This window comes from Cytobacillus sp. (assembly GCF_964223445.1).
Lineage (GTDB): Bacteria > Bacillota > Bacilli > Bacillales > Cytobacillaceae > Cytobacillus.
Map to the genome: position 1 here is coordinate 1 of NZ_CAXQGS010000146.1, position 25925 is coordinate 25925.

23 protein-coding genes are annotated in these 25925 nt (G+C 40.1%); 19 read left to right on the plus strand and 4 right to left on the minus strand.

Annotated features, from left to right (window positions below; translation table 11 throughout):
• The coding region (locus tag ACEQ1T_RS24730; RefSeq protein ID WP_372530257.1) for a Glu/Leu/Phe/Val dehydrogenase at positions 1 to 867 on the plus strand (867 nt) is incomplete at its 5' end.
• Between the two features lie 76 nt (positions 868 to 943).
• Here the strand turns inward: ACEQ1T_RS24730 and ACEQ1T_RS24735 are convergent.
• Complete coding sequence (locus ACEQ1T_RS24735; protein WP_009331627.1) at positions 944 to 1177, minus strand: DUF378 domain-containing protein; 234 nt, start codon at positions 1175 to 1177, stop codon at positions 944 to 946.
• A 198-nt stretch (positions 1178 to 1375) separates the two neighbouring features.
• Here ACEQ1T_RS24735 and ACEQ1T_RS24740 point away from each other — a divergent pair, with 198 nt between their 5' ends.
• From ACEQ1T_RS24740 to ACEQ1T_RS24750, 3 genes are all read left to right on the plus strand, one after another.
• On the plus strand, positions 1376 to 2539 hold the full coding sequence (locus tag ACEQ1T_RS24740; protein WP_370225211.1) for an iron-containing alcohol dehydrogenase: 1164 nt from the start codon (positions 1376 to 1378) through the stop codon (positions 2537 to 2539).
• A 214-nt stretch (positions 2540 to 2753) separates the two neighbouring features.
• Entirely contained in the window at positions 2754 to 4103 is a 1350-nt protein-coding gene (locus tag ACEQ1T_RS24745) for a glucose-6-phosphate isomerase (RefSeq protein WP_370225212.1), read from the plus strand.
• A 128-nt stretch (positions 4104 to 4231) separates the two neighbouring features.
• On the plus strand, positions 4232 to 4639 hold the full coding sequence (locus ACEQ1T_RS24750; protein ID WP_370225213.1) for a YugN-like family protein: 408 nt from the start codon (positions 4232 to 4234) through the stop codon (positions 4637 to 4639).
• On the opposite strand, the gene ACEQ1T_RS24755 is transcribed toward ACEQ1T_RS24750, so the two are convergent.
• The 3 genes from ACEQ1T_RS24755 to ACEQ1T_RS24765 all read right to left on the minus strand — a co-directional run bounded on the left by ACEQ1T_RS24755 (position 4636) and on the right by ACEQ1T_RS24765 (position 7487).
• A complete protein-coding gene (locus tag ACEQ1T_RS24755) occupies positions 4636 to 5628 on the minus strand; it encodes a TrkA family potassium uptake protein (RefSeq protein ID WP_206846169.1) in 993 nt (330 codons plus the stop codon). The genes ACEQ1T_RS24750 and ACEQ1T_RS24755 overlap by 4 nt on opposite strands.
• Positions 5629 to 5724: 96 nt before the next feature.
• Positions 5725 to 5874 carry a hypothetical protein gene (locus ACEQ1T_RS24760; protein WP_206846168.1) on the minus strand — a complete coding sequence of 50 codons (150 nt, stop codon included), beginning with the start codon at positions 5872 to 5874 and terminating at the stop codon, positions 5725 to 5727.
• A 254-nt stretch (positions 5875 to 6128) separates the two neighbouring features.
• The gene (locus ACEQ1T_RS24765; RefSeq protein ID WP_370225214.1) at positions 6129 to 7487 is read right to left on the minus strand and encodes a DUF4910 domain-containing protein; all 1359 of its coding nucleotides are present in this window, start codon (positions 7485 to 7487) and stop codon (positions 6129 to 6131) included.
• Between the two features lie 329 nt (positions 7488 to 7816).
• Between ACEQ1T_RS24765 and ACEQ1T_RS24770 the strand changes: the two genes are divergently transcribed.
• From ACEQ1T_RS24770 to ACEQ1T_RS24840, 15 genes are all read left to right on the plus strand, one after another.
• On the plus strand, positions 7817 to 9634 hold the full coding sequence (locus tag ACEQ1T_RS24770) for a Xaa-Pro dipeptidyl-peptidase (RefSeq protein ID WP_370225216.1): 1818 nt from the start codon (positions 7817 to 7819) through the stop codon (positions 9632 to 9634).
• A 144-nt stretch (positions 9635 to 9778) separates the two neighbouring features.
• Positions 9779 to 12154: a M14 family zinc carboxypeptidase gene (locus tag ACEQ1T_RS24775; RefSeq protein WP_370225217.1), complete on the plus strand. Its 2376-nt coding sequence runs from the start codon at positions 9779 to 9781 to the stop codon at positions 12152 to 12154.
• A gap of 295 nt (positions 12155 to 12449) precedes the next feature.
• Positions 12450 to 13064, plus strand: a complete 615-nt coding sequence (locus ACEQ1T_RS24780; protein WP_370225218.1) for a protein kinase family protein — start codon at positions 12450 to 12452, stop codon at positions 13062 to 13064.
• 72 nt (positions 13065 to 13136) lie between these two features.
• Positions 13137 to 13781 carry an SDR family oxidoreductase gene (locus ACEQ1T_RS24785; RefSeq protein ID WP_370225219.1) on the plus strand — a complete coding sequence of 215 codons (645 nt, stop codon included), beginning with the start codon at positions 13137 to 13139 and terminating at the stop codon, positions 13779 to 13781.
• 490 nt (positions 13782 to 14271) lie between these two features.
• Entirely contained in the window at positions 14272 to 15618 is a 1347-nt protein-coding gene (locus tag ACEQ1T_RS24790) for a cytochrome ubiquinol oxidase subunit I (RefSeq protein WP_206846163.1), read from the plus strand.
• Complete coding sequence (locus tag ACEQ1T_RS24795; protein ID WP_370225221.1) at positions 15615 to 16640, plus strand: cytochrome d ubiquinol oxidase subunit II; 1026 nt, start codon at positions 15615 to 15617, stop codon at positions 16638 to 16640. Before ACEQ1T_RS24790 ends, ACEQ1T_RS24795 begins: the two co-directional genes overlap by 4 nt.
• Before the next feature lie 12 nt (positions 16641 to 16652).
• The gene (locus ACEQ1T_RS24800) at positions 16653 to 16754 is read left to right on the plus strand and encodes a hypothetical protein (RefSeq protein WP_372530258.1); all 102 of its coding nucleotides are present in this window, start codon (positions 16653 to 16655) and stop codon (positions 16752 to 16754) included.
• A gap of 593 nt (positions 16755 to 17347) precedes the next feature.
• The gene (locus ACEQ1T_RS24805) at positions 17348 to 18271 is read left to right on the plus strand and encodes an NAD-dependent epimerase/dehydratase family protein (RefSeq protein ID WP_370225223.1); all 924 of its coding nucleotides are present in this window, start codon (positions 17348 to 17350) and stop codon (positions 18269 to 18271) included.
• Positions 18272 to 18288: 17 nt separating this feature from the next.
• Entirely contained in the window at positions 18289 to 19032 is a 744-nt protein-coding gene (locus ACEQ1T_RS24810) for a YveK family protein (RefSeq protein WP_370225224.1), read from the plus strand.
• Entirely contained in the window at positions 19025 to 19666 is a 642-nt protein-coding gene (locus ACEQ1T_RS24815) for a CpsD/CapB family tyrosine-protein kinase (RefSeq protein ID WP_370225225.1), read from the plus strand. Before ACEQ1T_RS24810 ends, ACEQ1T_RS24815 begins: the two co-directional genes overlap by 8 nt.
• A 31-nt stretch (positions 19667 to 19697) precedes the next feature.
• Entirely contained in the window at positions 19698 to 21149 is a 1452-nt protein-coding gene (locus ACEQ1T_RS24820; protein WP_370225226.1) for an oligosaccharide flippase family protein, read from the plus strand.
• Between the two features lies 1 nt (position 21150).
• Positions 21151 to 22398 carry an O-antigen ligase family protein gene (locus ACEQ1T_RS24825; RefSeq protein ID WP_370225227.1) on the plus strand — a complete coding sequence of 416 codons (1248 nt, stop codon included), beginning with the start codon at positions 21151 to 21153 and terminating at the stop codon, positions 22396 to 22398.
• A 24-nt stretch (positions 22399 to 22422) separates the two neighbouring features.
• Positions 22423 to 23475 carry a glycosyltransferase family 4 protein gene (locus ACEQ1T_RS24830; protein WP_370225228.1) on the plus strand — a complete coding sequence of 351 codons (1053 nt, stop codon included), beginning with the start codon at positions 22423 to 22425 and terminating at the stop codon, positions 23473 to 23475.
• 97 nt (positions 23476 to 23572) lie between these two features.
• The gene (locus tag ACEQ1T_RS24835; RefSeq protein WP_370225229.1) at positions 23573 to 24928 is read left to right on the plus strand and encodes a sugar transferase; all 1356 of its coding nucleotides are present in this window, start codon (positions 23573 to 23575) and stop codon (positions 24926 to 24928) included.
• Positions 24929 to 25000: 72 nt separating this feature from the next.
• Positions 25001 to 25774: a glycosyltransferase family 2 protein gene (locus ACEQ1T_RS24840; RefSeq protein ID WP_370225230.1), complete on the plus strand. Its 774-nt coding sequence runs from the start codon at positions 25001 to 25003 to the stop codon at positions 25772 to 25774.
• The last annotated feature ends 151 nt before the right edge of the window (positions 25775 to 25925 follow it).

A 25925-nucleotide genomic window follows, 5' to 3' on the forward strand; every position in this document is an offset into this window, starting at 1 on the left:
CCCTACACGACGCTCTTCCGATCTATCGTTGGCCCTACAAAAGATATACCGGCTCCGGATGTTTATACGAATTCACAGATCATGGCCTGGATGATGGATGAATACAGTCGACTCCGTGAGTATGATTCTCCCGGATTTATCACAGGCAAGCCGCTTGTTCTCGGCGGGTCTCAAGGAAGGGAAAAGGCAACTGCACAGGGTGTAGTGATCTGCATTGAGGAAGCTGCGAAAAAGCGCGGCATTTCCATTGAAGGAGCACGTGTGGCTGTTCAGGGATTTGGAAATGCAGGAAGCTTCCTGGCGAAATTCATGCATGATGCAGGCGCTAAAGTGGTCGCCATTTCAGATGCTTATGGTGCTCTATATGATCCAAATGGCCTGGATATTGATTACCTTCTTGATAGGCGCGATAGCTTTGGAACGGTAACGACCCTTTTCGATAACACTTTGACAAACGAAGAATTGCTTGAACTGGATTGCGATATCCTGGTTCCTGCGGCTGTGTCCAATCAGATTACCGCTGCAAACGCCCATAATATTAAAGCTTCCATCATAGTAGAGGCTGCAAATGGCCCAACCACTCTTGAAGCTACAAAAATTCTTTCAGACCGGGGAATCCTGCTTGTTCCTGATGTGTTAGCCAGTTCTGGCGGTGTGACGGTATCCTATTTCGAATGGGTACAGAACAATCAGGGGTACTATTGGACTGAAGAGGAAGTTACAGAAAAGCTGAAAAAAGTGCTTGTACAAGCTTTCGATAATGTTTATCAGACTTCACAGCAAAGAAAAGTAAATATGCGTCTTGCTGCTTATATGGTCGGCGCGAGGAAAATGTCTGAAGCATCCCGCTTCAGAGGCTGGGTTTAATTCAGTAAACGGTATATAAATACTGATTCAATAAAAAAATCCTTGCACACAATGTGCAAGGATTTTTTTCATTCTTTTAACGGGTTGGCCTTGCTTCAGGTTCTCTTTCCAGTTCTTCATTTGGTTTGAAAAGAAGCCCCAGATTGATTAAGCCCGCGATGCCCACAAGACCGTATATAATTCGTGAAAGGGCTGAATCCTGACCGCCAAAGATAGCTGCGACAAGATCAAATTGGAAGAATCCGATTAAACCCCAGTTAATAGCGCCAATAATTGTTAGAACCAGTGCAATACGCTGAATGCCACTCATGATGTTTCCTCCTTGTAGTATAGGTTCAATATTATGTTGCTGCAGGGAAATAAAAAATATTCATTGTAATAATCGTTAATAGCCATAATGAAAAAGATGATCTGAGAACCCGGGATATCTAATGCTCACCTTTCGAATCGTACTTTTTGCAATAGCTGAAAATTTGAAAGATAATAATGTGGAAAAGGAGATGGTGATATGCAAAATTTTACCTTTTATAATCCGACTAAATTAATCTTTGGGAAAGATCAGCTATCCCAATTGCAGACTGAAATTCCGCAGTATGGCAAGAAGGTTCTTGTAGTGTATGGCGGCGGAAGCATTAAGCGCAATGGTTTATATGATAAAGTGATGGCACAGCTAAATGAAATTGGTGCTGAAGTGTTTGAACTATCAGGTGTTGAGCCTAATCCAAGAGTTTCCACTGTCCGCAAAGGCGTTGAAATCTGTAAAACTGAAGGCATCGATTTCCTGCTGGCTGTTGGCGGCGGGAGTGTAATTGACTGCACTAAGGCAATTGCAGCTGGTGCTAAATATGATGGCGATGCCTGGGATCTGGTCATCAAGAAAGCATTTGCTGCAAAAGCTCTGCCGTTTGGAACCGTTCTTACATTAGCGGCCACCGGTTCTGAAATGAATGCAGGATCTGTTATTACAAATTGGGAAACAAATGAAAAATATGGATGGGGCAGTCCTGTGACTTTCCCTAAATTTTCAATCCTTGACCCTGTTAATACATTCACCGTGCCAAGGAATCAGACGGTATATGGAATTGTGGACATGATGTCCCATGTACTTGAGCATTATTTCCATCTTGAAGAAAATACCGATTTTCAGGATCGAATGTGTGAATCGCTGCTGATTACCATTATGGAAGCAGCTCCTAAGCTCCTTGAAGACCTTGAAAGCTATGAGCATCGTGCGACCATTCTTTATTCCGGCACAATGGCATTGAACGGTATTCTGAATATGGGCTACCGGGGAGACTGGGCTACGCATAATATCGAGCATGCTGTATCGGCCGTTTATGATATTCCTCATGGCGGAGGTCTGGCCATTCTGTTCCCAAACTGGATGAAGCATAATCTGAACGTAAAGCCTGAGCGATTCAAGCAGCTTGCTATCCGTGTATTTAACGTGGATCCGGCGGGAAAAACAGATGAGGAGACTGCGCTTGAAGGCATTGAAAAACTTCGTGAATTCTGGAACAGCATTGGTGCACCTTCACGCCTGGCTGATTTTGATATCGATGACAGCAAGATCGAATTGATGGCAGACAAAGCGACTGTCAACGGAGAATTCGGCAATTTCGCGAAATTAAATCATGATGACGTGGTTTCAATCTACCGCGCTTCTTTATAATACCATGCTGGACTCTGCCTAAAGCAGAGTCCTTTTACATTTTCCGCCGAAAAATGACAATCACCATTAGCGCGTAAAAAATATGTCAAAATTGGACACGCTTACATTAGGGGATGATTCTTGATTAACTTTGAGGCTTTCGTTAAAGTGGTATAAGGATGACAGCCAGAATTACTGCAGGCTGTTTAAATTTGAGAAAAATTGGAGGACATTCATGACACACGTTCGTTTTGATTACGCAAAAGCACTTCCTTTTTTTGGCGAACATGAAATTACATATCTGCAGGATGCCGTGAAGGTAGCACATCACTCCCTTCATGAACAAACTGGAGCTGGCAGTGACTTTTTAGGCTGGATCGATCTGCCTGCTAATTACGACAAAGAAGAGTTCTCCCGCATTCAAAAAGCGGCTGAGAAAATTAAAAGCGATTCCGATGTTCTTATCGTCATTGGAATTGGAGGCTCCTATCTTGGAGCGCGTGCGGCTATTGAAATGCTAAAGCACAGCTTCTATAATGCACTTCCAAAAGAAAAACGCGGCACTCCGCAGGTTTTATTTGCAGGCAACAATATTAGTTCCGCTTATATGAAGGATTTAATGGACCTTCTTGACGGCAAAGATTGGTCCATCAATGTTATCTCCAAATCAGGCACAACGACTGAGCCTGCATTGGCTTTCCGTATTTTCCGCAAAATGCTGGAAGAAAAATATGGTGTGGAAGAAGCACGTAAACGAATCTATGCTACAACCGACAAAGCAAGAGGTGCTTTGAAGACTCTTGCGACAGAAGAAGGCTACGAGTCATTTATTATTCCGGATGATGTCGGCGGCCGCTATTCTGTCCTTACAGCAGTAGGTCTTTTGCCAATTGCCGTCAGCGGTGCAAGCATTGAAGATATGATGAGCGGTGCTGCACAGGCACGCGAAGACTTCAGCAAATCTGAGCTTCAGGAGAACGCAGCATACCAGTACGCTGCTGTACGAAATGTTCTCTATAACAAAGGCAAAACGATTGAAATGCTGATCAACTATGAACCAGGACTTCAATATTTTGCAGAGTGGTGGAAGCAGCTGTTCGGTGAAAGTGAAGGAAAAGACCAAAAAGGAATTTTCCCTTCTTCAGCAAATTTCTCCACTGATCTTCATTCATTAGGCCAGTATGTACAGGAAGGCCGCAGGGACCTTTTTGAAACGGTTATCAAGGTGGAAGAATCACGCCATGAGCTTACCATTGAAGAAGCAGAGAATGATCTTGATGGCCTGAACTATCTTGCGGGTGAGACTGTCGACTTTGTTAATAACAAAGCTTTTGAAGGGACAATGCTTGCACATACAGACGGCGGAGTGCCAAACCTGATTGTTTCCATTCCAAAAATGGACGCCTACACATTTGGCTACCTGGTTTACTTCTTTGAAAAAGCATGTGCAATGAGCGGCTACTTGCTGGGAGTGAATCCGTTCGACCAGCCTGGTGTTGAAGCATACAAAGTGAACATGTTCGCCCTATTAGGAAAACCAGGATTTGAAGAGAAAAAAGCTGAACTTGAAAAGAGATTGAAGTAATAGCGAGAAGCGTCTGCCTGCGGGCGGGCGTTTTTTTATTGGCGAAAAAGATGCCGCTGCTAAATCGCATTCATGATATCCCTTACTTTGGAGAAACTAAGCCAAAAGCGTAAAAGGGGATGGATTCAGTGATTGAGATACCTTCAAAAGTGGAAGGGAAGCATTTTGATTTATATAAGCTGGAGCAGGCTCTAAAGCCGATTGGCTATTCGGTTGGCGGGAACTGGGATTATGATCACGGGTCTTTTGATTATAAAATTGATGATGAGGTGGGGTACCAGTTTTTAAGGGTCCCATTTAAGGCAATTGATGGGCAGCTTGATGATCCAAGCTGTACGGTGGAAATTGGCAGGCCGTTTCTGCTTTCACATAAGTATAAGCGCGGCCTGGATGACCACGCTTATACAGGGAATTTCAGCGCCTCCTTTGATCAATTCTCGGAGCCTGTAGATAAGGACGCCCGTTTTCCGGAAGAATTTATTGATCTCGGCAAAGCGCTTGTCGAAGAGCTGGAGTCTATTTTATTAAGAGATTAACCGAGTATAACAATCAGCTGATCCTGCTGAAGAATTATAAAAGGCTGGGGAGGATTAACAAGGGTTTCTTCCCCTCTTTTAACACCCAAAAGCAGGATGCCTTCTTTCATAAGTTCGGCACTAAGTTCAGCAAAAGTCTTATTTTCTATATCTTCTGATGCAGGCTGAAAAGTTAATTTTCGTTTATCGAGCTGTCCCAGCAAATCAAGAAAAGAAGTAACGAGCTCCTGGGAAGAAATGCTGTTGATCATGACAAAGCTCGTTAGAACATTCGTCTGAACGATTTCATCAGCCCCCGCTCTTTTAGCGTTGGCTGCCTGTTCTGAAGTTAATATTTCAACGATGCATTGAACATCGCGATTTAATCCTTTGATGGCCAATAAGGTTAAAATTGAATTCATGTCAGCATGCAGTTCATCTTTGTTCTGATCAGCTGTGATAATTACTTTTTTGGCATCAAATATATTTGCCTTCATGAGGACATCATCTCTGTTAGCGCGTCCCTGAATAAAATGTACATTATTATGGGGAACAGGATTTGACCTCAGTGTTTCATCAATTAAAGCAATGGAATGGTTCATCCCATCGCCTCCGAGAGTATTAACGATCTCCCTTGAACGTTCATTCCAGCCAATTACAACAATATGGTTTTGACCCCGATATTCGATTTTCCCCTCCAGGAAGTCATTCTGCCGGGTAACTGCTGCTGTTGCAAGTGAAATAAAATAGGTAGACAGAAAACCCGCACCAGTAAAAATAAGCGCAATGCCCACAATACGCCCTGCAGTGCTTTTGGGATAAAAATCTCCAAAACCGACAGTTGAAGCAGTTACAACCGCCCACCAGATTCCATCAAAAAAAGTCGGAAAGGAGGTCGGCTCAATAATATGTATTAACCCCCCAAAAAGAAAGATCACCATCAGGGCAATCAGCAGAATTCTGATTACTAAAGGGAGACGTATAAAACTGTAATAGATGTGCTGAGGCATAAAAATACCCCTCCTAATTTACAAAAGGTTTCAGCAGCTGACTGCTAAAAAATGCCAGCCGTATAGAATATAAAAAAAGCCATGCCAGCATATACTTTAGTTAAGTATATCGTCTATTGCACGGCTCAGCAGTTGAATATCCTTTGATATTTCATTTCTCACGTCGTCAATCTCGCACCTTTCATATTCATCCATGAGAAGGGAGAGTTCTCTTTTTAGTATGACAGCCTCGTGTTCAAAATCCATGATGACTCCCTCCTTTAGGGATATATAGGACTATCGGGCAGATAGTAAATTCCTTTATAATGTTACAATTATGTTACCCGATTTCTTTTCCATTTAAACGGTAAATCCCTTAATAATTTGCACATGAAATTTAGAACGAATATAGTTTACCCTCATATTTTGCACGTAAACACATCGTTTATGCTAAATAGCTGGAAAGTAAATAACCGAAGAAAAAAATATCCCCGGGGAAAATCCGGGGATTCAAGTCAATCCTATTTTCGAATTAAGCTGTAAACCGAAGCGCCTATCAGATCCCCGGCTTCTTTCATCCGATCCGGACTAATGTGCTCGATGGAATCCAGTGGTGTATGGTAATACGGTTCAAGATTGGCAGTGGCAGGTTCTCGTCTGATAAAGTTAACAGCCGGGATGCCTGCATCATGAAAAGAGACATGGTCGGAAGCTCCGCGCTGATAAAGAACCAGCTCAGATGGGGTGCCAATCCGCCCGGCTGTGGCAAGGGCAGTCTCTGTTACGATATTTGCCTGGCCATCAAGGGTATTCATGTAAATCGAAGTTGCATTTTCCCATGCTGTGCCTACCATATCCATATTGAAGTTTGCAATGCTTCGCTCTATTTCATTGCCGCTCAGCTTGCTGACATAATACCCAGAACCAAGAAGACCAATTTCTTCTGCACCTACAAATGCGAACCGCAATTCTTTGTCAGAAGGATAGCTTTTCAGGACTCTGGCCAGCTCTAAGGCAACAGCAGTTCCGGATGCATTATCGCTTGCTCCCGGAGCAAATGGCACACTATCAAAATGTGCAGAAATGTGGACTATGTCAGTTTCCCCGCCTTTATTGGGCTTAGGGTGCTTGGTGGCAATAATATTTTGCGATTTTATGTTTTTAAAACTCTTTACAGTAAGCGTAACTGTTTTGTTTTGTGCTTCAACATCTTGAAGGAGTGCTTCTCCGCTTGCCTTCGTAATGCTTCCCACCGGAATATCATATGGGCCTCCAATTGAGGGATTCATTGGTGCTGGCTGATCCGCATTGTTGTAAATTAAAACCCCCGCAGCACCGGCATTCACTGCGTTTGTAACTTTTTCCGAGAAAGGAATTTCTCCGCGTGAAATGAGTGCTATTTTCCCTGATGCTTCCTCTGTAAAATCAGCTGCCCTGCCTAATCCAGCATCATATAATTCAGAAGTAATTCCTTCTTCAGGCGTTGTTCCTGATCCGGAAGGAATGGTTATAAGGACCTCCTTCAGATCACTAGTGTGCAAATCTCCAGCCATTTTATCCGGTATGCTGAACTCTTGTGTTTCTACTGTGTAGCCATAGGACTCAAGGCGTTTGCGGATAAAATCTGCTGACTGCTTTTCTGCTTCTGTTCCGGCAACCCGCGGCCCTATGGTTTCTGATAAATAGCTGACATCCTCCATCATGCGAGCTGCATCTACCCTTGCAATTACCTTCTGATCAAATGCTTTGGAGCCAGGATCTGCAGCTTTGCTTTGTGCTGCTTCGGCAGTCTGCACAAATTGACCAGGCACTGCATACACGCTTGAAGCTGTCAGAACGGCTGCAAGCATAATTGAAGAAGCTTTCTTTCCAACTTTCATCTTTTATTCCTCCTCGACTAGTAATCCAGCTATATGTATTCGCTTACATAACTCCGCTTCCTTTAATAAAGAGTTAAAACGATTCTATTAGACTAGCAGATTTTTAAGATGTGTGAGAAAAGAAAGACTTTAACTTTCTAAATTGTAAAAAATGGTAGATTTAAAGTACCAAATCAGGAGAGCAGCCATGTAAAATCATGACCTTTGACGGAGGCAAATAGTTTATTATCAAATGCAACTTGAAAAATACAGGTCTTTCGGCTATCGAAACTAACGTATTTTTAATTTATTCTGAAAATTATAATATCATTTTATATAGGGGGATTTTTATGAAAAAAGCTGCATTAAAAGTGTTCGTAGCCTCAGTTATCGCTTTCCCGCTAATTGCCGGAGGGGTATTGCCTGCAGCAGGTAAAGACAGTCAAAGCAGCATGGCATCGGCTGAATCTCGGATTAAAGTCGAAAATGGCATGACACAGCCCATTTTTTCTCTGGATGATGCCATTGTCGAAAGAGTATTTGTTGAAACAGCAACTGACAGTGATGGAGATGGAAAGCTGGATCGAATACGTGCTGATATTATCAGGCCAAAGGAAACAGAGGAAGGTTTAAAGGTTCCTGTTATTTATGAAATGAGTCCTTACCGTTCAGGAATTAAAGGTGTCCCGGTTTATGACGTGGATACAGAACTGAACTCTGTGCCGAAGAAAGGGAAAAGTAAAGGTGAAAAAGGTAACCCGCAGGCAAATATCCCAGGTTATTATGATGACTATTTTGTACCAAGAGGCTACGCGGTTGTTCTTGCAGAAAGTGTAGGGACAGGTTTGTCGGATGGATGTCCTACAACCGGCGATGAGCATGAAATACTTGGAACACGTGCTGTAATCGATTGGCTGAATGGCAGAGCGAAAGCTTTTAATGCAGAGGGACAGGAAATACAAGCTGATTGGTCAACAGGGAATGTGGGAATGACAGGAGTATCTTATAATGGAACACTTCCTAATGCAGTGGCTGCAACAGGAGTTGAAGGCCTGAAAACGATTGTGCCAATTGCTGCAATTAGCAGCTGGTATGACTATTATCGTTCGAATGGTGCTGTGATAGCGCCAGGCGGATACCAGGGGGAAGATGCGGATAATATGGCCGAAGCCATTTTAACTAGGCAAAACCCTGAAGCGTGCAGCAAGGTCATAAAAGGATTAACGGAAGGCCAGGACAGGGAAACCGGGGATTACAATGAATTCTGGAGTAAAAGAGATTATACAAAGGATGCTGATCAGGTTGAAGCAAGTGTCTTTATTGTCCATGGGTTAAATGACTGGAATGTTAAAACAAAGCATTTTTCAGATTGGTGGCAAGCGCTTGGCGAGAATGATGTGCCCAGAAAAATGTGGCTTCATCAAGGGGGCCATTCCAGCCCCTACAGCTTCAGACGCGATGTATGGCTCCCTACTTTAAATAAATGGTTTGATTACTGGCTATATGATATTAAAAATGATGTCATGGATGAACCAATGGTTGACATCCAGAGGGAGGATAAGACATGGCATACAGAGGCAAACTGGCCGGCGAAGGGAACCTCTGACGCAAAATTGCATTTTAAGCCGGCTTCCGATGGAGGCGGCAGCTTAGAACTGCAGCCTGTACCGAACAAGAATAAGGGGGATCAGCATTTTGTGGATGATGCCACAATCAAGGCTGAAGAATTGGCTATGGATCCTGATGCTTCATTAGCTAATAGGCTCGTTTATTTGACTACGCCTTTAGAAAAAGATATTCGCATGAGCGGAACCCCGGAAATTCAAATTCGGGCTAGCATTGACCGGAAAACAGCCAACTTAACAGCCCTCCTTGTTAAATATGGGGAAGGAAAGCCGGAAATTGTTACTAGAGGGTGGATGGATCCGCAAAACATTCACAGTGAAAATAGATCTTCAGGGCTTACACCGGACCGTGAATATACTTTTACATGGGATATGCAGCCTGATGATTATGTATTTAAAGAAGGTGATCGTCTGGGGGTAGTCATACTATCTAGTGATTATAACTATACTATTAGACCAAAGTCGGGCACGAAGATAACCATTGATCCGGAAAGAAGCCATATAGTGCTTCCTCTGCAAGGTGGAGTTAAAGCATTTAAGTAGGTTAAAAGGGATCATTTCTTGGTCCCTCTTTTCTTTTTAAATAGACTATTTTAGGAAAATAGTAGCATTGCCACGATTGAATGACTTGAATTAAAATAAATCCTATCTTATAAATATACAAATCAATGCATCTGGAGGTACATAATGAATAAAAAGAAAGCTTTATCAGGCATTTTGGCAGCAGGCATTTTGGCATCTGTTCCTTTAAGTGCTGCTCATGCGATCAGCCCCAAGTGGATCAATGTTAATGTGTCAGAGGAAATGGACGGAAGTTTATTCAATAGCGAAAACTATGATTTTATGAAATTCTCAGTAATAGGGACCAAACTTACAGAAATTGAAAAACAATCTAATAGAGTGAAGGTGGAGGTAAAAGGTACTTCCGCGGATGGATATCCTCTATATGTCGTGACTATTGCAGATCCTGGTGCACATGGCAAGTTCGGTAAGATTCAGGCCTTAAGAAAACAAATGTTCAAAAATCCGGAGAAAGCCCAGAATTGGATTGCGAATAACCCGGATTTTAAAGTGCCAATTATGATCAATGGATCGATTCATGGAACGGAGTTTGTGGGAAGCGATGCAGTAATGCAGCTGATAGAACGTTTTGCCACACAGAATGACAAAGAAACAAAGGAGATTCTGGACAATAACATCCTTATTTTCAATGTGGTCCAAAACCCTGATGGCCGGGTGGATGCAACCCGTTTTAATGGGGAAGGAATTGATTTGAACCGTGATTTTGTCACACAATCACAGCCTGAAACGCAGGAAACCGTCTCTCTTATTAAAGAGTGGAATCCGATGGTTTTCCTGGATACTCACGGATATGTGAAAAATTATGCACCAAACAAACAGGGTTTGATTGAACCTTGTACACCTCCGCATAATCCTAACTATGAATATGATTTATATCAAAAATGGGCTAATCATCAGGCAGAAGCGATGGAAGCTGAAATTATGGAGGACAAGGCTCTTTACACAGCCACCCTGTATAAAGAAATGAATGGCGCATATATTCCGCAGCGGGATGATTCCGCTGGATGGGATGATTATCCGCCAATTTTCACACCGATGTATGCCATGTACCATGGTGCTTATGGCCATACACTTGAAGCTCCGACAAATGACGAGGACGGCGTCCGCTGGATGTACAATGCCATTATGGGAGCATTGAAATATTCAACCGATAACAAGGAAGCAATGATTACAGATCAAATTGAAATGTTCAAGCGCGGCATTAATTTTGATCATCCTTTTCATGAAGAAGGCCATTTCCCGAAAGCATTTATTCTTCCGGTGAATGAGGAAGATCCAACCGCAGTAAATAAGGCAGTTAATCATTTAATTAAGAATGATATCGAGGTTGTTCAGGCATCAAAAGCATTTGCAGCTGATGGCAAGTCATATCCAAAGGGCACTTACATCGTTCCAATGGATCAGGCAAAGGCAGGTCTGGCAAACACGATGCTGTGGGATGGCGAGGATATAACAGATGATACACCGGCCATGTATGATATTTCCGCCTGGAGTCTTCCGGAGCTTTGGGGCTTTGAAGCAATCGCTGTTCAAAATGATGTAAAGGCAGCAGTAACCAAGATAAATAATGTAAAAGAACAGGGTTCACTAAGCGGAAACGGGCCATTTATCATACCGAACAGCTCAGTGAAAGCTGTTCAGCTTGTGAACGAACTTCTTGGGCTGGGGGTTATGGTTAAACGCGACGGTGAAGGAAGCTTCTATGCTGAAGGATCAGCCAATGTTATTTCATCAGCCGTTAAGGATTCCGGCCTAAATATATTGTCAGGAAAAGTGCCTGCAGACGCAAAGGCAATTAACAAAGTAAGTGTAGCCATATTAAAGGATGGAGGGATGAACAAAGCGCAATCACACTCTGGCACCAAACTGGCTCTTAAGAGGCTAGGATTTAGTGTGACTGAATTGTCTCCATCAGAAGTGGCTGATAATGGCCTTGCTTCCCATGATGTCTTTGTTTACAGCGGAACGGAAAATTTAATTTCTCTGAATCTGAGTAATGCCAACAAAGAATTCGGCCTTGAAAGTCAGGAAGAACTGGCTGCATTTAAAGCAAATGTGGAAAGGTTTGTTTCTGAAGGCGGAAAATATATAGCTGTTGGTGCCGGTGCTTCCCGTGCAACAAAGACTCTGGGCCTGACAGATGATATGATCAATACTGGCGGATCCAACAGCAACGGAATCATTAAGGTAGATTATAAAGGAACCGGTGCATCAGCAGGATACAGTGAGGATGATCTTGGATTTGTCTACCGTCCAGTCTGGTATACAGGTACAGAGAATGATGAAGTGCTTGCAGCCATTGCGGATGAGGAAGACTTCTTCGTAGCAGGACACTGGAAAAATCGCAGTGCTGCACAGGGCCAGGCCATCATGGTGAAAGAGCAGGATAAAGATGTTACACTAATTGGCATTGAAGCCGGCTTCCGTGATCATACTGATTACCTTTTCCGATTGCTTTCAAATTCTATTTTTGAAAAGTAAAGCCGTTAAGGGAGTATCCACTCAGTTTCCAGGAACGTATCGTTTGACTAATGGATTATTAAATCATATAATTAAGTTAACAAAATAGTTCGGATTCTTCCTGAAGGGGAGTAGCTGTTAAGTAGAGTCGTCAATACGGGATGATGAATCTCCGGCTTTACTGGCAACAACGTTGCTTGCGAGACCTTTACCATTTATTTTGGTAAGGTCTCTTTTGTTTTTAAGGCGCTGAGACCAATAAATGGTTCAGTGCCTTTTATTTTTAGGGAAGAGTCTGGAACAGGGAGGTTTAGAGATGAAATCATATCAGCAGCTTGCAGACAGTGTAAAGTTTTCCAGAAGCCTTAATTGGACCAGACTTCTCGAGAAGGACGACAGTTTGGAATTTATAGGAGCAGGGAGAAGTGCATTTGCTTTTAGGTTAAAAGAAACCAATCTTGTATTAAAGGTATTTTTTCCGGAGTTTAAAAGAACCGCCAGGGAAGAAGCGGAGATATACAGGGCGTTGCCCGACCATCCGTACTATCCCTCATTATATGGCTCTGGAGATAACTATATTGTCATTGATTATGTGCAGGGACTGACTTTGTTTGAATGTCTAGCAAAAGGAGTCCCGATAGAAGAGGAGAAAATCAGGCAAATAGATGAGGCTTTAAAGCTTGCGAGGGAAAGAGGGCTTAACCCTTCGGATATCCACCTGCGCAACATTATTCTTACAGAGGGTGGCCATATTAAAATCATTGATGTTGCACGATTTAAACAAACGAAGAATTGTACACAGTGGGACGACTTGAAGCATGCATTTTATAAATTTTACAGAAAAAGATATTTTCCAAAGAAGATCCCTGTATTAATCATGAACACAATTGCGGCTCTTTATAAAAAGCGGATTGTCCGTATGGGGTCCTAAACAGTTCATTTGATATCGCTATTTTCTTTTGAAATAATTAAGACCACAAAAACAGAAAAGGGGCAGGTATTCATGAAAGTTCTTATCGTTGGAGCAAACGGACAAATCGGAAAGCAGCTGGTAAAGCTTATTAAAGAAGGCGATAAATATACAGCAAGAGCAATGATCAGGAAAGAAGAGCAGGCCCGGCAGTTTGAGGATATGGGTGTTGAGACGGCAGTCGCAAGCCTTGAAGGAACAGTTGAAGAATTGGCTGAAGCAGCCAATGGCTGCGATGCAATTGTGTTTACTGCAGGTTCAGGCGGAAATACCGGCTATGACAAAACTCTGCTGATTGACCTGGATGGTGCGGTAAAAACAATAGAAGCGGCGGAGAAGGCTGGTGTGGACCGGTTTGTAATGGTCAGCGCCATACAGGCGAATAATCGCGATAAGTGGAGTGGAACGATCAAGCCTTATTACGCTGCAAAGCATTATGCCGACAGGATTCTGGAAAACAGCAGCTTGAATTACACAATCGTTCGTCCAGGCGGCCTGACAAATGAAGCGGGAACCGGCAAAATCAAAGCAGCAGAAAATTTGGAGCGTGGCTTCATTCCCCGTGAGGATGTAGCTAAAACTCTTTATGCTGTCCTGGATAATGAGAACACTTATAAACGCGCATTTGACCTGGTTTCAGGTGAAGAGGTTGCAGAAACAGCATTGAAAAATATATAACTCTTGCCCGGTGTGTATGCACCGGGATTTTTTTCGTCAAATTCAAGTATAAATTATACCGCTTGGAGAAAATTAAATTTAAAAAACAGGAGTCTGCCCAATGGAGGAAAAGAGTAGAATTAACAAAAGCAGAGAGTTTGCCTTATGGGCTGCTTATACGCATAACACATATAAGTTTGAAGATTAATTGAACCAGGCATTGGCAAATTCCAATGTCCTTTTCGTTTTAATTGCTTCTCAAAAGGGAATAAGGAATTGTAAAAGGAAATACATAAGATTTCATATTTTCCTCATACAAATGTTGTTTTAGTGTCACAGCTTTTTCTTCAAAACTGTGGAATAATGTGATGTAATGAGCATTCAAGAGGAGTGAGTGAATGTATAAAAAACAGGAACGCATATTAATGTGGCTTGCTTTTACAGTGGCTATCATTATGGGGCTTTCTTTTATTGGACGTATTTTTGCAGGATAGGAAAAGGAGAATGTTAAATGGGAAATGAAGAATCTGTCTTTTTCAGCCGTGTCTTAACTGAGCTGACATTATCCTTCCACATCATTTATGCCACCATTGGTGTCGGCATCCCGCTCATGATTATGATTGCACAATGGGTGGGGATAAAAAAACAGGATGAACATTATATTTTGCTCGCCCGAAGATGGACGCGCGGTTTTGTCATTACGGTGGCTGTCGGTGTTGTTACGGGGACAGCCATCGGCCTGCAGCTATCATTGCTGTGGCCTAACTTTATGGAACTAGCAGGCAATGTCATTGCGCTGCCTTTGTTTATGGAGACTTTTGCCTTTTTCTTTGAAGCGATTTTCCTTGGGATTTATCTGTATACATGGGATCGGTTTGAGAACCAGAAAAAGCATATGCTTTTATTAATCCCAGTTGCAATAGGGGCTTCGTTTTCTGCTATTTTCATTACCATTGTAAATGCATTTATGAATGCACCGCAGGGCTTTGACATTGTGAATGGCCAGCTGGTAAATATTAACCCGATACTGGCAATGTTCACACCCGCCATGCCAACGAAGGTTACGCATGTGCTTTCAACAGCCTATATGACATCAGCGTTTGTCCTTGCATCAATAGGAGCTTTTCGCCTTCTAAAAGGATCGAATCATATCTACCATAAGAAGGCATTGCTGCTCACAATGAAAATCGGATTGATTTTCTCGATCGCTACAGCGGTAATTGGTGACTTCTCCGGAAAATACCTTGCGGAATACCAGCCTGAAAAATTGGCTGCCGCCGAGTGGCATTTTGAAACAGAAGAAGGGGCACCATTAATGCTCTATGGGGTTCTTGATGACGGCGAAGTGAAATATGCCATTAAGATTCCATATGCACTCAGCATCCTTGCGCACAGCAATCCGAATGCCGAAGTGATCGGACTTGACCAATTTGCAGAGGATGAAATTCCGCCGCTATATATCCATTACCTGTTTGACCTTATGGTGACGATTGGCATGTGGATGACGGCACTTTCGCTTTTCTACGTCTTAGGCACCTGGTTTAAAATGCGTTTTGTTTCGTCGAAGTGGTTTCGCTGGCTGATCGTTTTGGGTGGCCCTTTATCCATAATCGCAATTGAAGCGGGATGGTGGTTTGCTGAGGTTGGACGGCAGCCGTGGATTCTGAGGGGCATCATGCGTACTGAAGATGCCGCAACCTCAAGCGGTCAAGTAGACCTTATGCTTCTGCTGTTTGCAGGATTATATCTGGTGCTGGCAATTGGAAGCATTATTGTCCTCACCAGAATGTTCCGCAAAAATCCGGTCGAACAGGAATTGTCCGACCGTGAGCTGGAGAAAGAAGGTGAGCTGCGATGACGCTTGAAATCATCGGAATTTCCGTCTTATGGCTGTTTCTATTTGGATACGTCATCGTTGCCTCTATTGACTTTGGTGCAGGATTTTTCAACGCATACAGTCTATTCCGCGGAAAACAGCATATTTTAACCCGTATTATTCAGCGTTATTTATCACCGGTTTGGGAAGTTACGAATGTGTTCCTGGTGTTTTTCTTCGTAGGCATTGTCGGATTCTTTCCAAAAACAGCCTATTATTATGGAACAGTCCTGCTGGTGCCGGCAAGCATTGCAGTAGTCCTGCTGGCCATCCGCGGATCTTATTACGCTTTTACCACCTACGGCGGGCTAAGACAAAAAAAATGGACCTATCTGTATGGACTTTCAGGTCTTTTCATTCCTGCATCTCTGTCCATTGTCCTGACCATTTCAGAAGGCGGATTCGTTAGTGAAACATCATCAGGCCTGGAGCTTGACTACTGGGCATTGTTCACCAGTCCGCTGACATGGAGCATCGTCGTACTGAGTATATCAGCAGTTTTATATATATCGGCAGTATTCCTGACGTGGTATGCCAATAAAGCAACCGATGAACCGGCCACAGAGCTGCTTAGAAAATACGCTCTAATATGGGCGGTGCCTGCTATTGTAACAGCGACAGGCATTATTGTCGAACTGCGGGATCATAATCCTGAGCATTTCAGCAGATTAATGGACCTATGGTGGCTGTTTGGCATCTCATTCATCCTGTTTGCAGGGACTGTTTATCTAATATGGAAGCGTAAATTATACGGACTCGCATTTGGGCTCTTGGCAGGACAATTCTTAGTGGCGTTCTTTGCCTATGGAATCTCGCATTATCCATACCTGCTTTATCCATACCTGACTATTTATGATGGTTTTACAAACGAAGCTATGGCCATCGCTCTCATCATTGCCTTCATAGCAGGACTGGGATTGCTCCTGCCGTCCCTTTATCTGCTTCTCAGGCTATTCCTTTTCAATAAAGACTATGTCCAGGGAAAGCGGGACGATCATGCATAGGAGGGAAAAACCATGGCAGAATTTGTGATGTTTTATGCACCGTTTATTGTGATCATTGCTTCCATTGCAGCGGCTTTCTGGCTGGCGGGGAAGGACGAAAGAGTGGAGGAATAAAAAAATTGCAAGGTCTGAAGCAGACCTTGCAATTTTTTTGGATCTATTAAAGGTGAATATGCATGCTTAAAGTAGAAACAAGCATTCGGGAGAGGTGTTAAAGTGAGCTAAGCCTTTAGTGACTTGTTAAAGCATACGGCTGTAAATTCAATAATGGATAGTATTACATTTAAAATATCATGGGTCTTCATTCCGGAAGGAAACAATGGGTGGTAGTTTACTTTTATCTAAACTACCATATAGCAGTGTTGAACATAAGATGAAACTTCTTAAACGAATAACTGATTGTCGATTTCTATCACAATACCATAGAGAAATGATTTCAGACGAAGAAAAGCTGTCCCAGAAATTAGGGACAGCTTTTCCTGTTTAGTCTTTAGTCTGCAAAAAATAATAGAATTAATGGTTAATATAAATGGACTAATAGTCTTTCTTAATGCTGGATATTATGAAAAATAATAGTAAAAAAGTATGGTTATATAATGGCTGGGACTTCATATATTTGTTTAAAGAGTCAGGCTTTCTCGAAGCAAGAGTGAAAAATGAACTATCATTTCGAGGAAAGAAATTCTTTAAATGGAAAGGTGAATACTATGAAGGTTTTATTAACAGGCGGAGCAGGATTTATTGGTTCCCACATTGCCGAAGAGCTTATTAAAGAAGATTATGAAGTCGTTATTTTGGACAGTTTAGTAACTGGACAAGAACACAATATTCCTGCCGGAGCTAGGTTTTACCATATTAACATATGCGGAAATTTAGACCCAATTTTCCTGGCTGAAAAACCGGATTATGTAATTCATCAAGCTGCACAAGTGTCAGTTTCTAATTCATTTATTCATCCAAAATTAGATGGAGAATCAAATATTATTGGAACAATCAATCTTTTGAATGCATGTGTAAGGCATCAAACGAAGAAATTTATATTCGCATCCACAGCAGCATTATATGGAAATCCAAAATATTTATCGATTGATGAAGAACATCCTGTATCACCTATATCCTTTTATGGTTTATCGAAACTAAATGCTGAATCCTATATTAAGCTTTTTTCAGATTTGTACGGACTGTCTTACACAATCTTACGGTACTCGAATGTTTACGGCATGAGGCAAGGTACAAATGGTGAAGCCGGAGTAGTTGCTATTTTCATTGAGAGGGCTATAACAGGGCAATCCTTGAATATCAATGGAGATGGTTTTCAGACAAGAGATTTTGTATTTGTAAAGGATGTTGCCAAAGCAAATGCATCAGCTATTCTTTATGGCGATAATGAAATAATTAACATAAGTAATAACACACAGACTTCCATTAAAGATATTGTAAACGAGCTGAATTATCTATTAGAGTCTGAAGTTATGCCAATTTACCATCAGGAAAGGGAAGGAGATATAAGGCATAGCTGTTTATCAAATAAGAAAGCTCTTAAATTGCTGAAATGGGAGCCCCGGTATACTTTTATAGATGGTTTAAGAGAAACGGTTGCCTTTATGGACCAAATTCAGTTAAAGGCATAAAAGTTTTGGAGGTTTTCATGAACGAACATATAGATCTAAAAACACTTTTTAGGATAATGAAAAAAAGATGGCTGGCCATTATTTCTACTATAATTTGTATTTTTCTTTTGACTTTGGGTCTGTCCATTTATGTTATAAAGCCTACTTATGAAGCAACTGAGAATATACTTATCGGCAAGCTGACAAAAAAGGATGGCCAATATGGAGATTCGCAGGAACTGAATATGCTACTTGCTTCAACAATTGATCTTATAAAGAGTCCAATTGTCCTGAATTCCGTTAAAAAACAGTTTAATTTGGAAGATGATGACCTAGAGAAAGAGTTAGCCGTCCAAAACAATCGAGACTCGCAAATAGTTAACGTAGTGGTAAGAGGGCATGATTTGGATAAAACCAAGGAAATTGCCAATACGATTGCTAAAACAACTGTTAATAAAATGAATGCTCAGTTTGATGTGCAGGATATAAAGCTATTAAGTGACAATGATACAGATCCATCGATTAAAGTTGTCGGAAGTTTGTCATTGAATATCGCAATTGGTTTGGTAATAGGCCTTTTTCTTGGAATAGGACTTGCCATGTGCAGAGAGTATTGGGATGAATCAATAAAACATGTAAACGAAGTAGAAATAACTTTGGGACTTCCTGTCCTGGGGCAGGTTAACTTGAACAAAGGCAAAAGAATGTATAAGAATAAAGCTGGAGTTACACATCAGGCATCCTTAGTAAATAATGAAAAAGGGAGACAAATCGGTGTTTAAAAAAAAGAAATTAAAAAATTATACCAAGATGGTCCAACAAAGTGGCCAATCCATTTGTTCAGAGCAAATTCGTATGATTAGCACTTATATAGATCATTTATATGATAGTGAATCCCAATTATTAATGGTAACTTCACCCAGTGAAGAAGGCCAGAAATCTATTATTTCTTCTAAATTGGCGATTTCTTTTGTCGAACAGGGAAAAAAGGTGCTTTTGGTAGATGCGAATATTCGCAGCCCATCACTCCATCATTGGTTTCAGCTGAAGAATGAAAAGGGATTTACAAATGCAGTTAGGTATGCGGAAAGCATCCATTTGAATAGTAAAGAGACGCTTATTCCAAACTTATTCGTAATGACTTCAGGTCCAATTCCTTTAAATCCATCAGAAATATGGATAGCCAGCAAAATAAAGGATATGGCAAGCTGCTGCAGGACAGAATATGATGTTGTTATTTTTGAGGCACCGCCTATTTTATCTGCATCCGATTCTCAAGTATTAGCGAGTTATTGTGATGGAACCATATTAGTACTTAAGGAAAACAAGACAAAAAAAGACGATGCCTTCAAAGCAAAAATCAATTTAGAACGGAAAAACAGCAAAATATTAGGGGTTATTTATCAAACAGGCTAATCGCCTAACTAACACGCGGGTGGCTATGCCATTGAAAAAATTACAGAAACATACCATAGGAAAAAATATTTTACACTTATTTTATAGTACAGCCTTATCGAGTGGTTTAAATGCTGCTGCCTTAATTATTTTAGCCAATTATCTGCAATCCTATTATTATGGCATGTTTAGTGTAGCGTTAGCTTTTGCAATGATTATGGGATATTTAACAGATGCCGGGCTGAACAGCATTGTGTTAAGAGAAGGATCTAAGAAAGATGTAGACCTATCGATTCTAATTTCCTCTTATTTGAAGGTTAGAATCATTTTACTTGCTGTTTCCTTCCTATGTGGATTTGCCATAATTCATTTTTCAAATTCGTGGAATAAAGAGTTCATTTTAACATCCTATTTTTTAATTATTCCTATGGTGTTGGGGCTTACTCTGCAAAGTATTGGAACCATATTCTTTCAAATGATTGAGAGAATGCACTATTGCGGCTTAATTCGGATTATTGCCTCTGTTTTTTTAGTTGCCACATTGTCTGCTGGATTAATATTTAATCTAAACCATTTAATCATCTGCACTTTATACGGCCTGTCTTACCTGGCAGCCGGAGCATTTGGAATATATAAAGTACGCCAATACGTGCAAATACAAATAAATAGTTCTTTTCATAAGGGACTATTGCGAAATATTGGATCATTTTCGCTTGGAGGCCTGCTTTTTGTCATTCTCCCTCATTTAGGCCCTCTTATTATAGAAAAAACTTTGACCCTAAGTGAAGTAGGCATATTTGCAGTTGCATACCGGATCCCCCAGGCACTGCAGCAAATCCCGTTTATTATAGCCGGAGCTTACTACCCTGTGTTATTCAGGTCATTTAATAATAACCAACTAGAGGAGCACTTGCATAAGAACATTACTCTTATTAAACTAATGGCTTTGGCTGGTATAACGATAACTGTTCCCCTGTATGCTAAATCGGATGCAGTTATCTATTTATTATTTGGTGAAATGTGGATTGCTGCTTCATTTCCGCTAAAGATTTTATCTTTAATGGTTACACTCCAGGCTATAAATATTGCATTAGCGGACGGTCTAACTACTAAAGGGCTGCAAGCTTACCGAACTGCTATACAGGCTATAGCCATTATGACAGGCATCCTTTTATATATACAGTTCAGTAATTCATACGGCATAGCTGGTGCTGCATTTGCAGGAGCGGCAATTGAAGGAATTGCACTTTTGGGGTTTTGGATCTGTAATCCCAATCGCTGGATAATAGCAAAAAAAGCATTATTTCCCTATTTATTATTTTCTGCTATCTGCATCTGCAGTATAAACCTGTTTATTGATTCTTACTTTTTCATCGGTTTTTTATTTCATTTTCTTCTATTGGTGCTTGTCATTTTTATAGATAAAGAGATGAAGAATATGATCCTTGATGTCATGACAAGAGTACTCAATAAATGGAGGTTCAAGGAAACGCAGGGAGGATAAGATGGACCACGGTATCATGATTAGAAAGCAGAAAGCCAGTTTTACGGTATTCTTCCTTTTTTTGCTCGTAACTATGGCAAATTATTATATTTACATAGGTTTTGCCATAAAGCCATACTTGATCTTTTCTTTTTTATATTTAGTAGTCAATATAAGTTCATTTTACTTCCAGCGCCTGCATGGATTTGAAGTGGCAATGCTGATTTTTTACTTAATGTATAGCTTTACAGGAGCATTTGCATTATATCCTTCTGCAAGTATAAGAATTTTACTGGGGATTATTCTTTATATTGCTTGTTATTTCATTATTAAATCAATAATCGGCCGTACAAATAATTGGACTATCGAAAAAGCAATTGCCGATGCAGGTGTTTTTTTTAATACCCTAAGCCTTATTTTATATTTGATAGGGCTGCAGAGACTCGGCTTTGACTTTGAGGGTGACAGAATCTATGAATTGGGTGTGATGCTTGACCGTAATTACCCAAGGTTAATCGGAGTACTGCAGGATCCAAATTATTTTGTCTTTTATAATACTCTCTTTTTCTGTTATTTTTTATGCCATTCAAAATCCATGAAAAATAAAGTGGGATTGCTTCTTTGTATTCTTACAAATTTATTAACCTTTTCAAGGGGAGGACTATTAGTATTATTGATTATTCTATGCCTTTATATTTTGAAAGATAAGCCTTTAAAAAGAATAAAGCTTCTAGCTGGGATGGTTGTTTCTCTATCAGCTTCTGTTTACCTTGCTGTCTTCTATATGAAATTAGATCTTTTAAGTATCTTAGGATCCAGAATAGAAGATCTTGCAGAGGATGGCGGAAGCGGAAGATTGAAATTATGGGGAAGAGCCTGGGATTTCTTTGTTTCCAATAAGTATTTAGGAATTGGAGCTTATAATTTTCCCGAATATAATTCATTTCAATATGGTGATTCGCTTCAGGTCCATAACACCTTTTTGGAGATTTTATCAGAATCAGGATTAATCGGCATATCCTGTTTCTGTGTGTTTATCCTTACAGTGTTTATGCAATTAATCCAAAGTAAGTTATATAGAAACAATCCATATCTCTTACTTGCTTTTTTTGGAATAATACTTCAAATGGGATTCCTCTCGATCATTATTAACGATATGTTTTTTTTATACCTAGCTATCCTATCAACCTATTTGCATAATGAACGGAACAAAAATCAAATAAATCAGAGAAGCCCTGGGTTTTATCCTGTCCATTCAGTAGAAATGTAAATGAATAGGAGGTGATGGTAAAGTATGAAAATCCTGGTTATCACGGATAAATTAGATTTCGGTGGAGCTGAAATGTATTTTTGCAAATTAGAGAACCTCATGCGTGATACAAATATTACTTTTCACTTTGCAGCAGGGCACGGCCAACTGTACGGAAGAATCAAAAATAAACACCGTTTTCACGAACTAAGCAGAACGAGCCATATCCAGAATATAAAGAAACTGTTAAAGATTGTTTCTGATGAAAAAATTGACCTGGTTCACGCGAATAGTTTAAGGATGGTTCTATACTGTATATGTATCAGAATAATATCTTGCATTAAATTTAAAATAATGTATACAAAGCATAATGTAACAATCCTTGAAAATAGAAGCCGCAGGGTCTTTACCTATTTAATAAATAAGTATGTTGAAAGAGTGATTACAGTAAGTGACTTTGAAAAAAACAACCTTATTGAGGCTGGGGTAAAGGCAAGCAAAATTACGACTGTGTACAACGGAGTAGATCTGAACCAATTTGGCTTTAATCAAAAGGAAAAAGGTGATTTTTTAAAAGTTGGTATATTAGCAAGATTATCAGAGGAAAAGAACCATGAATTATTTATTAGAATTGCAGATCAGTTAAGAAATAAACCGCAAATTATATTTTATATTGCGGGTGATGGTCCGAGGAAGCAAAAAATCAAAAACATGATTGAAGCCTGCAATATGTCTCATAAGGTTAAATTGATTGGTTCTGTGAACAGGCCGGAGGAATTTATAAAAAATATGGACATTCTGCTCTTAACTTCTAATCGTGAGGTATTCCCAATGGTTATTTTAGAGGCTATGGCTGTGGGAACCAACGTTATTTCTATAGATCGGGGCGGAATAAGGGAGGCCATTATTGATAAAGAGACTGGCTTTTTAATAAGCAGCCATTCAGCAGAAGAGTTTTGCCGAATAATACTAGAAATGGAATCTGATGAGTTACTTAAATATAAACTAATTGAAAGTGCCAGAAGAAAAGTGGAGGATGAATTCTCATTAGATAGGATGGTGGAAAATACTCTCGGGGAGTATCGGAAGTGTTATTAATATGTGCTATTACAAATCTGCTCTCTAAGTTGGAAATTCCTATTCTGGATTTGAGCCATACTTCCCCCAAGGATACTGTGAAAAGGAGTAGTGTAAATTGATTTTGGCCATTTTGGATATCGGGTTGGTTTTTTTAGGGTATATAGTGACTATTTGGTTTTACCATGTATTTTCAATACCTGCAGAATTAGAATCCTTAAATTTACTCTGGTTATTGGCACCCTCAGCAGTAGCTTTCATCTTTTTCTATTTCTTTGATTTATATAAGAATTTGCGCGGAAGCTCTTTAAAAACTCAGCTTTATTCCCGTGTTTTACCAATGATATTATTTTCAATCTTCGTTTCCGCTTCATCCTTCTTAGGATCCTTATTGTTTTATCGGAAAACCTTCTTTATTGAGGCACTCATTATTCAAATTATTTTGCTGGCGGCCGTTCATGCCTTAATCTGGCTAATGGCTAATAAATTGCATGGCCGTAAAAGAGTAATTATTATTTGTGAGGATGAGAATACTGGCCAGTCTTTGGCCCAAAAATTCCATAGTCATAAGTGGTTTAAAATATCAGGATATTTACCATTAGATCAAATAGCGCATTTAGAAAACTATGTAAATAAATTCGATGTATTTCTCCTTGCTCCTACAGTAATCGGACAGTTAAAAAGCGACATCCTCAACTTATGCATCAAGAACGGGAAGGAGGTCCTGATCGTTCCACATGTTTCGGACTTGTTTGTACAATCTGCTAAATCTCAACAGGTTGGTGACATGCTGGTAATTCCAATTAATGCTCCTGGATTAAACATTTGGCAGAGGATAATTAAGCGGGGGTTTGATGTAGTCGCGTCAGTAATTCTGCTTATAATTACAAGTCCGATTTTTTTAATTTTGCTAATTATAATCCCACTGACCTCTAGTGGTGCAGCTATATATAAACAAGAACGGATAGGGCTAAATGGAAAACCATATCGGATATATAAATTCAGAAGTATGATACAGGATGCTGAAAAAATAACCGGTCCAGTATTGGCTGCAAGTAAGGATACAAGGATAACAATAATTGGAAGATTCATAAGGGCTATTCGTTTAGATGAGCTCCCCCAGCTCCTTAATGTAGTGAAAGGGGAAATGAGCTTAATTGGTCCAAGACCGGAAAGAGAATTCTTCATTAGCCAATTTAAAGAAAAACTTCCCGATTATCCTTATAGATTATCAGTCAAGCCGGGCATCACAGGGCTTGCTCAAGTATTAGCCTACTATTCTACGACCGCTGAGGATAAGCTGCGCTTTGATTTATTATATGTGCGAAATTATTCCTTTTCATTGGATCTGAAAATTTTGTTTCAAACATTACAAGTAGTCCTTCAGCGAGATAGAGCTCAAGGATTATTGAAGAATAACAATTATGGACATCAGAATCTAATAAAAAGTCTGAAACAAGATAAGGTAATTTAGAGATTACTTTCTAATCAATTGTTTATGAAGATATACTCCACATGAGAAATGAATATTGAGGAGATGCCAATAATGGGAACTTCAGTTCAGGATCTTGTTTCGATCATTACTCCGTCATATAATTCTTCAAACTATATTTGCTCTGCAATCCAATCCGTTAAAGCACAAACTTTTCAGAACTGGGAATTGATTATTATTGATGATTGTTCTTATGACGACACATTAGAGAAAGTAAAAAAAGAGATGCTTGATGAATCCAGGATTAAAGTAATACAACTGAAAGAAAACAAGGGTCCTGCCTATGCCAGAAATTTAGGTATTGCAGCAGCAAAAGGGAACTACCTATCCTTTCTTGACAGTGATGATATTTGGCTTCCGCAGAAATTGGAAAGACAGTTAATGTTCATGAAAAGTAATCACATAGCTTTTTCATATACAAGTTACAGAATAATTAATGAAAGCGGGAAAAAAGCAAAAGAAGTTATTAATGTCCCGCCAAGAACGACTTATCATAGCTTACTAAAAAATACTGCGATAGGAACACTTACTGTAATGCTTGATATAAGACAATTAGGGTTTGTGCAAATGCCTTTATATAGAGATTGTTCAGAGGATTTTGGACTTTGGCTTTCCATTTTATCTAAAGGGATCCATGCATATGGTCTAAATGAAGAGTTGGCTATTTATAGAAAGAGAGAGCATTCTCTATCAGCCAATAAACTCAGATCCGCTCAAAAAACATGGAATACCTATAGGAAAGTAGAGAAAATTAATTTCGCTTCCGCACTATGGTATTTTGCAAATTACTCAGTAAATGCCTTAAAGAAGCATTCAATAATCAGTTAATAGAAAACCGTTAACCGGCTCTCAAGAAAAAATAGGGGCTGGTTCTTTTCTTTTACTTTTTGTTTACTAAAGAATAATTGAAATAATCATTCGAATTCTTCCAATTTAAATATTAAATTTGGATGCATAGGTTATTCGTTTATTCCCTGAA

Coding starts and splice junctions, on each gene's coding strand:
- ACEQ1T_RS24765 (WP_370225214.1), bottom strand. CDS start 7,487: ATGAAAGTTGGAAAGAAAGCTTCTTCAATTATGCTTGCAGCCGTTCTG.
- ACEQ1T_RS24805 (WP_370225223.1), top strand. CDS start 17,348: ATGAAGGTTTTATTAACAGGCGGAGCAGGATTTATTGGTTCCCACATT.
- ACEQ1T_RS24735 (WP_009331627.1), bottom strand. CDS start 1,177: ATGAGTGGCATTCAGCGTATTGCACTGGTTCTAACAATTATTGGCGCT.
- ACEQ1T_RS24770 (WP_370225216.1), top strand. CDS start 7,817: ATGAAAAAAGCTGCATTAAAAGTGTTCGTAGCCTCAGTTATCGCTTTC.
- ACEQ1T_RS24745 (WP_370225212.1), top strand. CDS start 2,754: ATGACACACGTTCGTTTTGATTACGCAAAAGCACTTCCTTTTTTTGGC.
- ACEQ1T_RS24755 (WP_206846169.1), bottom strand. CDS start 5,628: ATGCCTCAGCACATCTATTACAGTTTTATACGTCTCCCTTTAGTAATC.
- ACEQ1T_RS24830 (WP_370225228.1), top strand. CDS start 22,423: ATGAAAATCCTGGTTATCACGGATAAATTAGATTTCGGTGGAGCTGAA.
- ACEQ1T_RS24740 (WP_370225211.1), top strand. CDS start 1,376: ATGCAAAATTTTACCTTTTATAATCCGACTAAATTAATCTTTGGGAAA.
- ACEQ1T_RS24785 (WP_370225219.1), top strand. CDS start 13,137: ATGAAAGTTCTTATCGTTGGAGCAAACGGACAAATCGGAAAGCAGCTG.
- ACEQ1T_RS24840 (WP_370225230.1), top strand. CDS start 25,001: ATGGGAACTTCAGTTCAGGATCTTGTTTCGATCATTACTCCGTCATAT.
- ACEQ1T_RS24825 (WP_370225227.1), top strand. CDS start 21,151: ATGGACCACGGTATCATGATTAGAAAGCAGAAAGCCAGTTTTACGGTA.
- ACEQ1T_RS24780 (WP_370225218.1), top strand. CDS start 12,450: ATGAAATCATATCAGCAGCTTGCAGACAGTGTAAAGTTTTCCAGAAGC.
- ACEQ1T_RS24775 (WP_370225217.1), top strand. CDS start 9,779: ATGAATAAAAAGAAAGCTTTATCAGGCATTTTGGCAGCAGGCATTTTG.
- ACEQ1T_RS24800 (WP_372530258.1), top strand. CDS start 16,653: ATGGCAGAATTTGTGATGTTTTATGCACCGTTTATTGTGATCATTGCT.
- ACEQ1T_RS24760 (WP_206846168.1), bottom strand. CDS start 5,874: ATGGATTTTGAACACGAGGCTGTCATACTAAAAAGAGAACTCTCCCTT.
- ACEQ1T_RS24795 (WP_370225221.1), top strand. CDS start 15,615: ATGACGCTTGAAATCATCGGAATTTCCGTCTTATGGCTGTTTCTATTT.
- ACEQ1T_RS24810 (WP_370225224.1), top strand. CDS start 18,289: ATGAACGAACATATAGATCTAAAAACACTTTTTAGGATAATGAAAAAA.
- ACEQ1T_RS24790 (WP_206846163.1), top strand. CDS start 14,272: ATGGGAAATGAAGAATCTGTCTTTTTCAGCCGTGTCTTAACTGAGCTG.